Genomic DNA, 13,504 nt, shown 5'->3' on the forward strand with positions numbered 1-13,504 from the left:
CCCTGCGTGCCGCGACCTCCACCGGCAGCGCACACCGAAGATCGGAGCACGAACATGTACGACGACAATGCTGGACTGTTCAGTCACGTCCCGGCCGAACCCGAGCCGTACGCGATACCGGCCGATGCTCCGCAACCGGTGTTCCTGACCGCGGTGCCCGAGCCGGACGCCACCACCCGCCCGGACGCCGGTTCCAGGTAGGCCGGTTCCGAATCAGGGACGGCGCGCCTCAGGAAAGGCAGGTTACTCGCCGGTATTGCTGGGTAAGCCCGCCGAAGGTGCAGCGTTGCGCCCATCCGATGCTGTCAACGCCGAAGGGATGAGGTTTTCGATGAGCACACCCGACACCACTACGCTGCTGGCGCAGTTGCGCGCCGTCCTCGCTCTGACCAACACCGAGATCCAGGTCGCCGAGACTCGTACCGCCCAGGCCCGCACCGACGCGGTGCGCCGGGAGTTGTCCGAGAACGCCGACAACGCCCGCGCCCGCGTCGAAGCCATCGAGGCCGCCATCCGCGATCTGGGCAATGCCCCGGACGTAGTCGGCCCCTTTCTCGGCCGCGCCTCGGCCGCGGTCAAGGCAATGGTCGAACAGGCTCAACCGTTCGATGAGGCCCTGCTCGGCGACCTCGCCCTCGAACATCAACTCCTCGATCGCGCCCGATACATCAAAGCGCTGGCGACTACAGCGCAACTAACCGATGTGGTGGCGTTGGCGGATCGTCTGATCACCGCGCATTCCGCGACCGTGGATTGGCTGACCATAGTCCTGGCCGAGGACGCCCTAGGCGGGCCCGCGGCGCTTCGCCGTACTCCCTTGCAGGCGGCCGCCGGGACCGCGGTGAAGCTGGTCAACCTCCCGGCCACCTGGTCCGCGCGGGGCCTGGACCGGGCCCTGGGCACCGTCCGCGCCACCTCACCCGCGCTCGGCGGACTGTTCGCCCAAGGCGCGCGGGCGGGCGATGTCGCCGTGAAAACCCTGACGGCCTCCCGTGACGCCGCCCTCGAAACCGCCGAGCTGGTCACCCGCAGCGAAGGCGCCGACACCGCCGCCGACGCGTTTCGCTCGATCCGCACCACCACCGGTGTCCTCGAATCCGATGAGTTGCCCATCGACGACTACGACGAACTGAACGTCAGTCAAGCCGTCGCCGAGGTCAAAGAACTCACCGACCCCGCCGATATCCGAGCAATCGTCGCCCATGAGGAAGCCCACAAGAACCGTCATGGTGTCGTATCGGCTGCCCAGACCCGCCTCGCCGCGATCGCCCAGGAAATCGCCGGACTCAGCTGAGCCACCGGCAACAGTGTTCATAAACCGATATCTTCCTGAACAGTGATCGTCGGCATAATCGCTGGTCAACAGTGGTTATCCATTGATATCCGTTCATAAATACCCTGATTACGAACACGCGGTTGCGGCGTAACCACATGCCCCGTCATGGAGGCGCGCGGGCCGCAGCCGAACTCTACGAGTTCGTTCACGCCGACTGGCTGTTCCGCATGCCCACCGTGCACCTCGCCGACGCACAGCACGCCGGCGGTGGACGGGCCTGGCTCTACGAACTGTGCTGGAGTTTCAACCGCGAGCAGGGCGCCTCCCACAGCCTCGACTTCCTGCCCGTATTCGGCACACTCCATCCCGACGCCGTCCGCGCACACCGGTCTGGACCACTCACCGATTCGCCACATTGCCGCTGGGCCGCTCGAACTGAGCGGGCAACCTCGGGCACCCGACATGGGCGAACGGGACTATATCGGTAACGGCGTTTCCGGCGGTTTGTACTAGTGCACAGCGTGGTGGTCGCGGTGTGCGGGAGCGTCTATGGGGTGCCGGTTTCTACGGTGTTCTCATGAAGTATCTGGAAGGCCATTTCGCGCCGGTAGAGGTGGAGGTCACGGCCTATGATCTGCCGGTGACCGGGCGTATCCCGGCCGAACTCGGTGGCCGGTATGTGCGCAACGGTCCCAACCCGGTGGGCGTGGAGGATGCGGGCACCCATGTCTGGGGGATGGGGCAGGGGATGGTGCACGGGGTGCGGCTGCGCGACGGGCGGGCGGAGTGGTACCGCAACCGTTTCGTGCGGGTCCCGGGATTCGCGCCCATGGTGCATGTGATCGAGCACGCGGGGCAGACATTCGCCATGGCGGAGGGCGGACTGCCGCCGGCGCTGCTGGACGACGAGCTGAACACTGTGGGATTCTGCCAATTGGGAGCGACGGCGGAGGGGTTCACCGCAGGAGCGCATTCCAAATACGACCCGCGGACTGGGGAGTTGCATTCCCTGTCCTATATGCCCGGCCGAGATTTCGTGCAGTACATCGTGACCGATACCGCGGGGGCGGTGGTTCGCACCGTACCGATCGAGATGACACGGACCCCGTTTCTGCACGACTTCGCTCTCACCGGCAACCATGTGGTGCTCTGGGATACTCCGCTGGGGTTCGACGGATTCGACTGCCGATGGCTACCGGAGCACCCCACACGGGTGGGCGTGATGCCGCGGACGGGGGGCGAGGTGCGCTGGTACGAGATCGACCCGGTGCATGTCAGTCATACGCTCAACGCCTACGACGACGGTGATTCGGTCGTCGTGGACCTGGTCACCGCCCAAGGCCCATTCGATCCCGCCGATCCCGGCGCGATCCGGCCGGTGCTGGATCGTTGGACCCTCACCACCGGCACGGTCGGGCAGCAACGCATCGACGACCGGCCGCAGGACTTTCCCCGGATCAATGACGCCTACGCCGCACGCCCACACCGCTACGGCTACTCCGCCGCGACCGCCCTGTACGGGATACCGTTCGCATCCGAGGGCGCGGCCCCGGACGAGGCCTTCACCAACGCGCTGGTCAAACACGATTTTGCGCGGGGCACTGCGGAGGTGCGCGCGTTCGGGGCGGAAGAAACCGTGGGCGAGGCGGTGTTCGCGGCCACCGGGCCGGGCGAAGACGAGGGATATCTGCTCACCTATGTCCACGATCCGCACCGCAATGCCGCCGATCTGGTCGTGCTGGCCGCTCAGGACTTCACCGGTGAACCCGTCGCGCGTATCCACCTGCCCGCCCGCGTACCGCTGGGCCTGCACGGCAACTGGTTACCCGACCACTGACTCGTGCCAGCATGATGGTGTGACCGATCCCCGACCGCCCTACCTTCGAATCGTCGCCGAGATCGAGCGGCGCATCGCCGCCGGAGAGCTGCGGCCGGGTGATCCGGTTCCCACCACCAGGGCCGTCGCGCGCGAATGGGGCGTCGCCATCGCCACCGCCACCAAAGCCCTGGCCGCGCTGAAACACTCGGGCGCCATCGAATCGACCTCCCGCGTCGGCGCCGTGGTCGCCGCGCGCCGGTTGCCCTCGCGAACCACCGCTGGGCTCGAACGCGAGCAGATCGTGCGTGCGGCGATGCAGATCGCCGACAGCCGTGGTTTGGCAGCACTGTCGCTGCGGGCAGTGGCCGCCGAACTCGGCGTCGCGACCATGACGCTGCGCCGCCACCTCGACGCCGACGCCGAACTCACCCAACTGCTCGCGGACGCCGCCTTCGCCGAGATCGACTACCCCGAACCGGCCCAGGGGTGGCGCTCACATCTGCGTGTGGCCGCACGCCTGCAATGGATTGTCTACCAGCGTCATCCATGGGTGCCGCCGCTGGTGTCCATCACCCGGCCGGCCACCCTGCCGGCAATGATCGCCTACGGACTGTGGACGCTACGCGCCTTCGACGGCCTGGAACTGGACTCCTCCACCCGGCTCCACGTCTACGCCACCCTGGTCAACTACGTGCGGGGCACAGCGATGAACATCGAAAGCGAAGCCCGCGCCGAACTGGACACCGGAATGACGAGCAAACAATGGGGCGCTGCCCGGCTCGCCGTCGACCGAGCGCTGATCACCCAGATCACCGAACCGAACACAGAAGTGGACTTGGAATCACTGTTCGCGTTCGGACTGGAACGGCTGCTCGACGGCCTGACCATCGTGATGACACCGCCGATGACTCGAAGACCGCGGACACACCTCGGTCCGCGGCACTGATCGACAGACCCGGCCCCCGGCGATGAGACGCTACGAGAAACCATGACCGCCCCTTTCCCGGTGTCCAGTGACCGATCTTGGGCTCAATCGGTCACTGCATCACCGCGTGGACGGCTATGTCGCCGTGGAGGGTTCGGTGCGGGACTACGGGTTGTCACCTGCCGGCCAGGACGAGTTGTGGAGACGGTGGCGGGCAGGGGAGTCGCCCAGTTCGATTATGCCAAGCAGTGGCCGCCGCAGCCGACCTCCGCGTTTTGTCATCGGCAGGCCACCGAGGCGTGGGCCTGGGGCCCTCCCGCCACACATACCCACCAGGTCGGCAGCCACCACTTGCCCTCACGCGGGACGAGGGGAACAACGGTAGGCATTGTTCCCGCGCTGCTGGTCGTACTGGTCGTCACCAAGAGAATATTCGGTCGGATCAAGGTGACCCGGTCCACGTTCACCTGCAATGAGAACTGGGCTTGGAACGATGCCATTCGATCGACGAGGTTCGGATCCTTGTCGTCGTCGACAACGCGGATACGCTTCGCTCCGGCCGGAACACCCGGATCGAAGACCTCCTTGATCTGTGAATCCATTTCGGCGACCGTCGGGAGCGGCGGCGTGGGCTCTGTCGGCACTTCGACCGGACGGCGGGTGCCCGGGTAGAGATCGTCGACGATGGCCGACCAGATACTCGGCGCATCGACCATCAACTGTGTCCCCGGCAGGGTGTGCTGGTTCACCACGACCACCACACTGACGTCGCGTTCGGGCAGATAGCCGATCTGGGTCGTATAACCGAGGACCGATCCCTCATGGGACAACCAACGACCGTCCTGCGCCAGCCCCGGACCGTACCGGTACGTTCCACCTCCCGGCGTCGAGATATCGGTGAACGCTGTCCGAGCCCGGAAAGTCGGCTCCTTCAACAGCTCACCTCGGCCGAGCATCGACGCATACGATGCCAGGTCCGCGACCGAGGACACCATCGCTCCGGCCGCACCGTAAAGAGCCGGAGACGTGCGTTCGGTGACATCGACGGGAACGTCTCCAGCGTAGGTGTACCCACGGGCGGCAGGCACCGGAAGCGATGGATCGCCGGATAGAAGGTTTCACGCAACCCGTGGTCGCCGGCGAGGTCGTTCAGCACCTGGCGTGCCGGCTTGCCCGTCACCTGCTCCAGCACTAGCCCCAGCAGGTAATACTCGGAATTGGAATAGTTGCCGTGCTGTCGAGGCCTTCTCGCGGCGTCGGGGCGGGCGGCGATGACTCGCAGGACATCACCACGGCCCCATTCCGAAGTGGGCTCTGCCGGTTGTAACTGTTCCGCGAACTCCGGATCCGCCGAGTAGTCGTAGACGCCCCCACGCATGCCGAGCAAATCCCTGATGGTGATCGCCTCGCCGTGCGGCACACCCGGTACAAACTTTCGAGGGAATCGTCCAGCGACAACCTGCCCTGCTCCGCAGCGCGCAGGACCGCTGTCGCCGTGAAGGTTTTCGTGACACTTCCGATCCGGAAGTGGTCATCGACGGTGGCAGGTCTGCCGGTGGTGGTATCAGCGAGCCCATATGCCCGCATGTAACTCCCCCGTTCCGGGTCCACGATCGCCACCGCTGCCCCGGGGATCAGCCCGGCCTCCATATGCGCGCGCACGGCGCGGTCGACCACTGCAGTCGCCTCGACCGGAACCCCCTTCGGGCTCATGGTCGCTGCTCGTGTCACCGCATGCTCGCTCGGTCTGTGTGGTGATGAGTGCTCGGAAAGGGTGCGACACGACGGCGGTCTTCGCCAACCAGCGAAGCGCCGTCCAGGATTCGTCAGCCGTGAGAGTGCGCTCGCCTGCGATCAGTCTTCGCAGTATCGGGTTGCCGGCGACCTCGAGGTCACTCACCGTCTGTCCGCGGCCCCTGTTCAGCACGCCAGTAAGCAATCGTGGGGGACGGCAGAACTTCTACCTAGGCAGCCCGCGTGCGCGGCCGGATTCCGTCGGTACGTCGCGTGGCGTGGCGAGAGGAGTCGACGGGCCCCTTGCTGCTTCCCAGCGGGATGAACCAACCCGGCCGGCTGGCTCCAATGGGGCGCTCCTCGGCCAGGGCGGGGGACCATCTGTCCCGGCCTCTGGGCGGTCGGTATATCCAGCGCCGAGTTTCCCCTACCCGGCGCATGGATCCGGGGAATGTCGGTGGTGCCTGCACGGTTGTGAATCGCGTGCGAATCGTAGAAAAATCGTAGAAAGCGGGGGTAGACCCCACGGATGTGCAGGTCAACGGTGGGATAGGCTTTGTCGGTCATGAAGTCGGCTTTCCCGGGTGCTGTCAGCGGTGTGCCCACGACGGTCTACCTCGATCATGCGGCGACCACACCGATGCTGCCCGTCGCGATCGAGGCGATGACCGCTGCCTTCGCGCAGGTCGGGAACGCGTCCTCGCTGCACGGCTCGGGCCGGGCCGCCCGGCGCCGGCTGGAGGAGTCGCGCGAATCGATCGCCGCGGATCTCGGCGCCCGTCCCTCCGAGGTGATCCTCTGTTCCGGCGGAACCGAGAGCGACAATCTCGCGATCAAGGGGATCTACTGGGCCCGGCGGGACGCGGACCCGCGATGTAACCGGATTCTGGCCACCGCCGTCGAGCACCACGCGGTGCTCGACGCCGTGGAGTGGCTGGAGCGGCACGAGGGCGCCCGGGTCACCTGGCTGCCGGTGGACGCCGAGGGAATCGTCTCCCCGGAGACACTGCGCGCCGAACTGGCCGCGCATCCCGGCGAGGTCGCGCTGGTCACCGTGATGTGGGCCAACAACGAGGTCGGGGCGGTCCAGCCGATCCGGGAGCTGGCCGAGATCGCGGAGGCGGCCGGAGTGCCAATGCACAGTGACGCGGTCCAGGCCGCCGCGCAGCTGCCCATGGATTTCGGCGCCACCGGGCTCGCCGCCGCGAGTTTCACCGGGCACAAACTGGGCGGGCCGCACGGGGTCGGCGTTCTCCTGCTCGGCCGCCAGGTGGGTTGTGTGCCGCTGCTGCACGGCGGCGGCCACGAACGTGACCTACGCTCGGGGACCTCCGATGTCGCGGCGGTGGCCGGGCTGGCCGCGGCCCTGCGGCAGACCGTGGCCGAGATGCCGGCCCGGTCCGTGGAACTGTCCGGCCTGCGCGACGACCTGATCGCGGGCATGCGGCAGGCCGTCCCGGACGCGATACTCAACGGACCCCACGACGAGCGGCGGCTGCCCGGTAACGCGCATTTCACCTTCCCCGGCTGCGAAGGTGATTCGCTGCTGATGCTGCTGGACGCCGCGGGAATCGAATGCTCGACCGGATCGGCGTGCACGGCGGGGGTGGCCTCGCCGAGCCATGTCCTGATCGCCATGGGCGTCGAGGCCCGCGAAGCGCGGGGGTCGCTGCGGTTTTCCCTTGGACACACCTCGCAGCGGTCCGATATAGAGGCAGTACTGGAAGTACTGCCGCAGGTGGTGGAACGAGCCAGGGCCGCGGGTCTGGCCGGTGCGAGAGGAGGTGCGTAGCGTATGCGTGTGCTCGCCGCGATGAGTGGTGGAGTCGATTCCGCGGTGGCGGCGGCACGGGCCGTCGACGCCGGGCACGAGGTGGTCGGAGTGCATCTGGCGCTGTCGAGTGCACCGGGCACTCTGCGCACCGGATCGCGCGGCTGCTGTTCGAAGGAGGACGCGGGCGACGCCCGGCGCGCCGCCGATGTGCTGGGGATCCCCTTCTACGTCTGGGATTTCGCGGACCGTTTCAAAGAAGACGTGATCGACGATTTCGTCGAGTCCTACGCGGCGGGGGAGACACCCAACCCCTGCCTGCGCTGCAACGAGAAGATCAAGTTCTCGGCGCTCGCCGACCGGGCCGTGGCGCTCGGCTTCGACGCGGTGGTCACCGGTCACTACGCCCGGCTCGCCGACGGTGTGCTGCGCCGAGCGGTGGACGCGGACAAGGACCAGTCCTATGTTCTCGCGGTGCTGACCGCCGAGCAGCTGTCGCGGGCCATGTTCCCGGTGGGTGATACGCCCAAGCCACAGATCCGGGCCGAGGCGGCCGAGCGGGGCCTGGCGGTCGCGAACAAACCGGACAGCCACGACATCTGCTTCATCCCGTCCGGGGACACCCGAGCGTTCCTGGGCGCGAAGATCGGAATCCGTCCCGGCGCCATCGTGGACTCGGGCGGCACGGAGCTGGGCCGGCACGAGGGTGTGCACGGATTCACTATCGGTCAGCGCAAGGGTCTGGGCCTGCCCGGGCCGGGCCCCGACGGCAAACCTCGCTACGTCACCGATATCGATCCCGATTCGGGCACCGTGCGCGTCGGCTCGGCCGACGATCTGCTGGTGTGGTCGATCGAGGCCGACCGGGCCATCTGGACCGGCGGCGCGGCACCCACCGAACCGCTGGATTGTGTGGTGCAGGTCCGTGCGCACGGCGGCACCGCGCCCGCGACGGCCGAGGCGGTCGGTGACGGTCTCGCGGTGCGTCTGCACGAACCGCTCAGCGGAGTCGCGCGCGGCCAGGCCGTGGTGCTGTACCGGCCCGATACCGCGGGTGACGCGGTGCTCGGCAGCGGCACCATCAGCGCGACCGCGCGTACCGCGCCCGCCGGCGCACCACGATGAACCCGTCCGGTCTGCCGGCCGGGGTCGCGACAGGGGTGGGGTCGTGGCCGGGTAGCGACCCCCGGGAAGCCGCGGCGGTGATCGTCGGCGAATTGACCGGCCTGCCGCACCTGGTGGAGCTACCCGCCCGCGGAGTAGGCGCGGATATGGTCGGCCGGGCCTCCGCGCTGCTGGTGGATATGCGATTCGACACCACCCCGCGCGGCTACCGCCTGGCCGCCCGGCCGGGTGCGGTCTCGCGGCGCGCGAACGATCTGCTGCGCACCGATGTGGACGCGCTCCAGGAGGCGTGGGAGAACGCCGGGCTGCGCGGGTCGGGCCGGCCGGTGAAGGTGCAGGCCCCCGGCCCGCTGACGCTCGCCGCACAGGTGGAGCTGGCCAGTGGGCATCGGGTGCTGACCGACCGGGGCGCGGTACGGGATCTGGCGGAATCGCTGGCCGAGGGCGTGGCCGCGCATATCGCCGAGGTCGGGTCGCGGCTCGAGGCCGAGGTGGTGCTGCAACTGGACGAGCCGTCGCTGGGCGCCGTACTGGCCGGTTCCCTGCGCGGGGCGAGTGTGCTGAACACGGTCGCGGCCCTACCGGAGCCGGAAGCGCTGGCGATCCTGGAAACGGTGCTGGCGTCGCAGGCAGTACCCACGGTGGTGCACAGTTGCGCGAGCCCGCCGCCCCTGGCATTCCTCGGACGGACCTCCGCGACGGCGCTGGGCTTCGATCTGGCGACACTCGCGGGCACCGCCGGTCTGGACGCGCTGGGTGAGGCGCTCGACGGTGGCAAACAGCTCATTCTCGGGCTCGTACCCACTACCCGCCCCGCCACCGCGGTGACCTGGCGCGAGACCGCCGAACCGGGCGCCCGACTGGTCGACCGGCTCGGTTTCCCGCGCACCGACCTGGCTCGCCGGGTGGCGGTGAGTCCCGCATGCGGCCTGGCCGCAGCACCGCTGAGCTGGGCTAGGGACGCGGTCCGCCTGGCCGTCGATACCGCGAAGGCCTTCGCGCAGGACCCGGAGGCGCTCGTCGCCGGCTGATCCGGCCGGCTTCGGGGCACTTGTCGCCGCGTGCTCCCGCCTGGCTTCGGGACGCTCGTCGCGGGTGATCCGGCCGGCTCCGTTGGCGACCGCTGCCGACTCCGGCGGCAGTCGTCCCCCACCTGGGCCGGGCCGGCCGCGGTGAACCGATCGACGGAAAAGCGACGGGTCCTCGGTGCGCGGCCGGTCGGGAAGTGAGGCGCTATCGGTGGCTGCGGCCGGTGATCCGCTGTCACAGGCTTCCGTATACCAGGTCCCGGTGGGCCGGGAATACCGGGCGACGTGCGGTTACAGTGCTCCAGGAGTGTCGGGGGGCTGGACTACCCTGCGAGATGTGAGTGACACCGTTGGCCCCATCGAACGAGACGATGTCCCCGGAGAAGCCGCCCCCGCCCCGGCCGCCGGCGAGGAGCGGGTGCGCTGGCAGGAGCTGGCCGATACGGTGCGCGAGCATCAGTTCCGCTACTACGTGCGGGACGCGCCGATCATCTCCGACGGCGAATTCGACGAGCTGTTCCAGCAGCTGCTGGCACTGGAGGAGCGCCACCCCGATCTGCGCACCCCCGATTCGCCGACCCAGCTGGTGGGCGGTGGATTCGCCACCGATTTCACCCCGGTGGACCATCTCGAGCGGATGCTTTCGCTGGACAACGTGTTCTCCGAGGCGGATATGCGGGCCTGGGCGGTTCGCGTCGAGGAGGAGACCGGTCCCGGTCTGCACTATCTGTGCGAGGTGAAGATCGACGGGGTGGCGCTGAACCTGGTGTACCGCAACGGGAAGCTGGAGCGCGGCGCGACCCGGGGCGACGGGCGTACGGGCGAGGACGTCACCCTCAATGCCCGCACCATCGAGGACATCCCGCGCGAACTGAACGGCGCTACCGAGTTCCCGATTCCCGAACTGCTGGAAGTGCGCGGTGAGGTGTACTTCCGGCTGGAGGATTTCGAAACGCTCAACGCGGCGATCGTGGCCGAGGGCAAACCGCCCTATGCCAACCCGCGCAATACCGCGGCCGGTTCACTGCGGCAGAAGGACCCCTCGGTCACCGCGCGGCGGCGGCTGCGGATGATCTGCCACGGGCTCGGGCGCACCGAGGGTTTCACACCGCGGTCCCAGCACGAGGCCTACCGTGCGCTGGCGGCCTGGGGCCTGCCGGTCTCCGCGCACACCCGGCTGGTGCGGGGCGTGGACGCGGTCCTCGAACGGATCTCCTACTGGGCCGAGCACCGCCACGATATCGAGCACGAGATCGACGGCCTGGTGGTGAAGGTCGACGAGCTGTCGCTGCAGCGGCGCCTCGGTGCCACCTCGCGGGCGCCGCGCTGGGCGATCGCCTACAAGTACCCGCCCGAGGAGGCCACCACCACCCTGCGCAATATCGCGGTGAACGTGGGCCGCACCGGCCGGGTCACCCCTTTCGCGATGATGGAGCCCGTCGTGATCGCCGGTTCCACTGTCTCCATGGCGACCCTGCACAATGCGGCCGAGGTCGTCCGCAAGGGGGTTCTGATCGGGGATACGGTCACCATCCGCAAGGCCGGGGATGTGATCCCGGAGGTGCTGGGTCCGGTGGTGGACGCCCGCACCGGCGACGAGCGGGCCTTCGTGATGCCCACCCACTGCCCCGAATGCGGCACCGAACTCGCCTACGAGAAAGAGGGGGACGCCGATATCCGCTGCCCCAACCAGCGGAGCTGTCCCGCGCAGCTGCGGGAGCGGGTGTTCCATATGGCCGGTCGCGGCGCCTTCGATATCGAGGCACTGGGTTACGAGGCGGCGGTCGCGCTGCTGAACTCCGGTGCGATCACCGACGAGGGTGATCTCTTCGATCTCGACGCCGACCGATTGCGGGGCGTCGCGCTGTTCGTCAACAAGAACGGCAGCCTCTCGGCGAACGGCAACCGGCTGCTGAGCAATCTGGACGCCGCCAAGGACCGGCCGCTGTGGCGGGTCCTGGTCGCGCTGTCCATCCGGCATGTCGGGCCGACCGCCGCGCGGGCGCTGGCGGCCGAGTTCGGCAGTCTGGAACGGATCGAGCAGGCATCGTTGGAGGAGCTGGCGGCCGCCGAGGGCGTCGGTCCGACCATCGCCACCGCCGTCGCGGAATGGTTCGCCGTCGACTGGCATCGCGCCATCGTGGACAAATGGCGGGCCGCGGGAGTGCGGATGGAAGACGAACGCGACGAATCCATCCCCCGCACCCTCGAGGGGCTGTCCATTGTGGTGACCGGCTCGCTGGAGGGCTTCTCCCGCGACGGCGCCAAGGAGGCGATCCTGCTGCGCGGAGGCAAGGCGGCGGGGTCGGTATCGAAGAAGACGGCATTCGTCGTGATCGGTGAATCGCCCGGGTCCAAGGCCGCCAAGGCCGAGGAACTCGGGGTGCCGATCCTGGACGAAGCCGGTTTCCGCGTCCTGCTCGAATCCGGCCCGGACGCGGTCGGGTCCGGCCCGGCGGCGGAGGCCGAATCGGCGCAGTAGCGGCGGCGGCCGGGACACGACCCGGTACCGATCCTGCGAGACCGGGTCCATACACGGCAGGATGGCGGGATGTTGCGCAGTTTCCGGGTGTCGAACCACAAATCGCTGGCCGATCTACAGGAATTGCGGTTGACCCGCGGCGCGACCGCGCCGGTCGCGGTACCGGTGACCGCGGTCCACGGGGGTCCGGCCGCCGGTAAATCCAATCTGGTCGACGCCCTGGCGCATATGCGGGACGCGGTGCTGCACTCGGTGAGCGGCTGGGACCCCTACGCCGGCCCGGTCCGGGCTCCACATCTCGCGCTTCCCGGGCAGCCGAGCGATTTCGAGGCGGTTTTCGTCGCCGAGGGCGTGCCCTACACCTACGGTTTCCGCTTGGACGCCGCCGATGTCGCCGCCGAATGGCTCTACAGCCATCCGCGGTCACGGAAGCGGATCGTCTTCGAGCGCGAGAGTGAGGTGATCCGGATCGGCCCGATGTTCGAGCCGGCCCGGTTCGGGCTCACCGCGCTGGTGCCGCTGGTGCGCCCGAACGCCCTGCTGCTGAGCCTGGCGGGGCAGATGTACGCCGAGGCGCTGGTCCCGGCCTACCGGTGGTTCGAGACCATGCTCGAGGTGCTGGCCGGTCCCGCCGATCGCTCCGCGATCGAACTGCGGCTGGGCTCACATCTGTCGCGGTCCGCCGAGAACGCCGCCCGGCTGCTGACCCTGCTGCAGTCCGCCGATCTCGGCATCACCGATCTGCTCATCGCCCAGAACGATCCCGGCTACGCAGACTACCTGCGCGACCTCGACGCCGATATCGCCGTACTCGGCGAACAGATCGATCGCGCGGCCGGGTCGGCGGCCTATGCGGCACAGCTGGAACAGGACAGCGGGTTGAATGCCACGCAGCTGGCCCGCGAACTGACCAATATGCGCAATGCGCGCGATGCGCTCTACACCCGGATGGTCGGCCGGCACGGTGTCGGATTGCGGCTCGTACACATCGATGTGGAGCCGGTTTTCACCCTCGCCGAGGAATCCTCGGCGACCCGGGCCCTGCTGCGGTTGCTACCGGTACTGCTCGACTCTCTCGACGCGGGAAAAGTGCTCGTGGTCGACGATATCGGCGCGCGGCTGACGGTCGAGGAGACCGATCGGCTCGTGCAGTTGTTCCAGAACCCGGAAACCAATACGCGCGGTGCGCAACTGGTGTACACGACCGGCGATCGCGCACTGGTGGACCGGGGCAACGGCCGCTCCGTGCGGACCCGTACCAGTGTCTGGACCGTCCGGCGTTCCGCGGGCGGTGCCAGTACGCTCACGGTGTCCTGAACCCCGGCCGCCGCGGGGACGGCGACC

General features: G+C 68.4%; 11 protein-coding genes and 2 pseudogenes. 9 read left to right on the forward strand and 4 right to left on the reverse strand.

Features of this window, described 5'->3' with window-relative positions:
* The first annotated feature begins 54 nt into the window (after positions 1–54).
* The 4 genes from NS4_RS32160 to NS4_RS11745 all read left to right on the forward strand — a co-directional run bounded on the left by NS4_RS32160 (position 55) and on the right by NS4_RS11745 (position 4,041).
* Positions 55–201, forward strand: a complete 147-nt coding sequence (locus NS4_RS32160; RefSeq protein WP_157106011.1) for a hypothetical protein — start codon at positions 55–57, stop codon at positions 199–201.
* Between the two features lie 130 nt (positions 202–331).
* On the forward strand, positions 332–1,294 hold the full coding sequence (locus NS4_RS11730) for a hypothetical protein (RefSeq protein WP_063059560.1): 963 nt from the start codon (positions 332–334) through the stop codon (positions 1,292–1,294).
* A 559-nt stretch (positions 1,295–1,853) separates the two neighbouring features.
* Complete coding sequence (locus NS4_RS11740; RefSeq protein ID WP_063059679.1) at positions 1,854–3,113, forward strand: carotenoid oxygenase family protein; 1,260 nt, start codon at positions 1,854–1,856, stop codon at positions 3,111–3,113.
* Positions 3,114–3,132: 19 nt separating this feature from the next.
* Positions 3,133–4,041, forward strand: a complete 909-nt coding sequence (locus tag NS4_RS11745) for a TetR/AcrR family transcriptional regulator (protein WP_063059562.1) — start codon at positions 3,133–3,135, stop codon at positions 4,039–4,041.
* A gap of 257 nt (positions 4,042–4,298) precedes the next feature.
* On the opposite strand, the gene NS4_RS34030 is transcribed toward NS4_RS11745, so the two are convergent.
* The 4 genes and pseudogenes from NS4_RS34030 to NS4_RS33870 form a co-directional block, all read right to left on the reverse strand.
* A complete protein-coding gene (locus NS4_RS34030) occupies positions 4,299–4,736 on the reverse strand; it encodes an MTB12 C-terminal domain-containing protein (protein ID WP_501193447.1) in 438 nt (145 codons plus the stop codon).
* Positions 4,737–4,814: 78 nt separating this feature from the next.
* Positions 4,815–5,045, reverse strand: a pseudogene (locus NS4_RS34035) (serine hydrolase); the annotation flags it as partial.
* On the reverse strand, positions 4,952–5,440 hold the full coding sequence (locus tag NS4_RS34040) for a serine hydrolase domain-containing protein (RefSeq protein ID WP_157106012.1): 489 nt from the start codon (positions 5,438–5,440) through the stop codon (positions 4,952–4,954). The pseudogene NS4_RS34035 and the gene NS4_RS34040, both read right to left, overlap by 94 nt.
* Positions 5,441–5,466: 26 nt before the next feature.
* Positions 5,467–5,733: pseudogene (locus NS4_RS33870) on the reverse strand (serine hydrolase domain-containing protein); the annotation flags it as partial.
* A 586-nt stretch (positions 5,734–6,319) separates the two neighbouring features.
* On the opposite strand from NS4_RS33870, the gene NS4_RS11755 reads away from it, so the two are divergent.
* From NS4_RS11755 to NS4_RS11775, 5 genes are all read left to right on the forward strand, one after another.
* A complete protein-coding gene (locus tag NS4_RS11755; protein WP_063059564.1) occupies positions 6,320–7,546 on the forward strand; it encodes a cysteine desulfurase family protein in 1,227 nt (408 codons plus the stop codon).
* A gap of 3 nt (positions 7,547–7,549) precedes the next feature.
* Complete coding sequence (gene mnmA, locus NS4_RS11760) at positions 7,550–8,650, forward strand: tRNA 2-thiouridine(34) synthase MnmA (protein ID WP_063059565.1); 1,101 nt, start codon at positions 7,550–7,552, stop codon at positions 8,648–8,650.
* Entirely contained in the window at positions 8,647–9,681 is a 1,035-nt protein-coding gene (locus NS4_RS11765; RefSeq protein ID WP_063059566.1) for a methionine synthase, read from the forward strand. Before mnmA ends, NS4_RS11765 begins: the two co-directional genes overlap by 4 nt.
* Before the next feature lie 334 nt (positions 9,682–10,015).
* The gene (gene ligA, locus NS4_RS11770) at positions 10,016–12,160 is read left to right on the forward strand and encodes an NAD-dependent DNA ligase LigA (RefSeq protein WP_084487133.1); all 2,145 of its coding nucleotides are present in this window, start codon (positions 10,016–10,018) and stop codon (positions 12,158–12,160) included.
* A gap of 69 nt (positions 12,161–12,229) precedes the next feature.
* Entirely contained in the window at positions 12,230–13,477 is a 1,248-nt protein-coding gene (locus tag NS4_RS11775; RefSeq protein WP_063059567.1) for an AAA family ATPase, read from the forward strand.
* Positions 13,478–13,504: the final 27 nt, after the last annotated feature.

Origin of the sequence: Nocardia sienata NBRC 100364, assembly GCF_001613205.1 — a bacterium.
In the GTDB taxonomy this organism is placed as follows: Bacteria; Actinomycetota; Actinomycetes; order Mycobacteriales; family Mycobacteriaceae; genus Nocardia; species Nocardia sienata.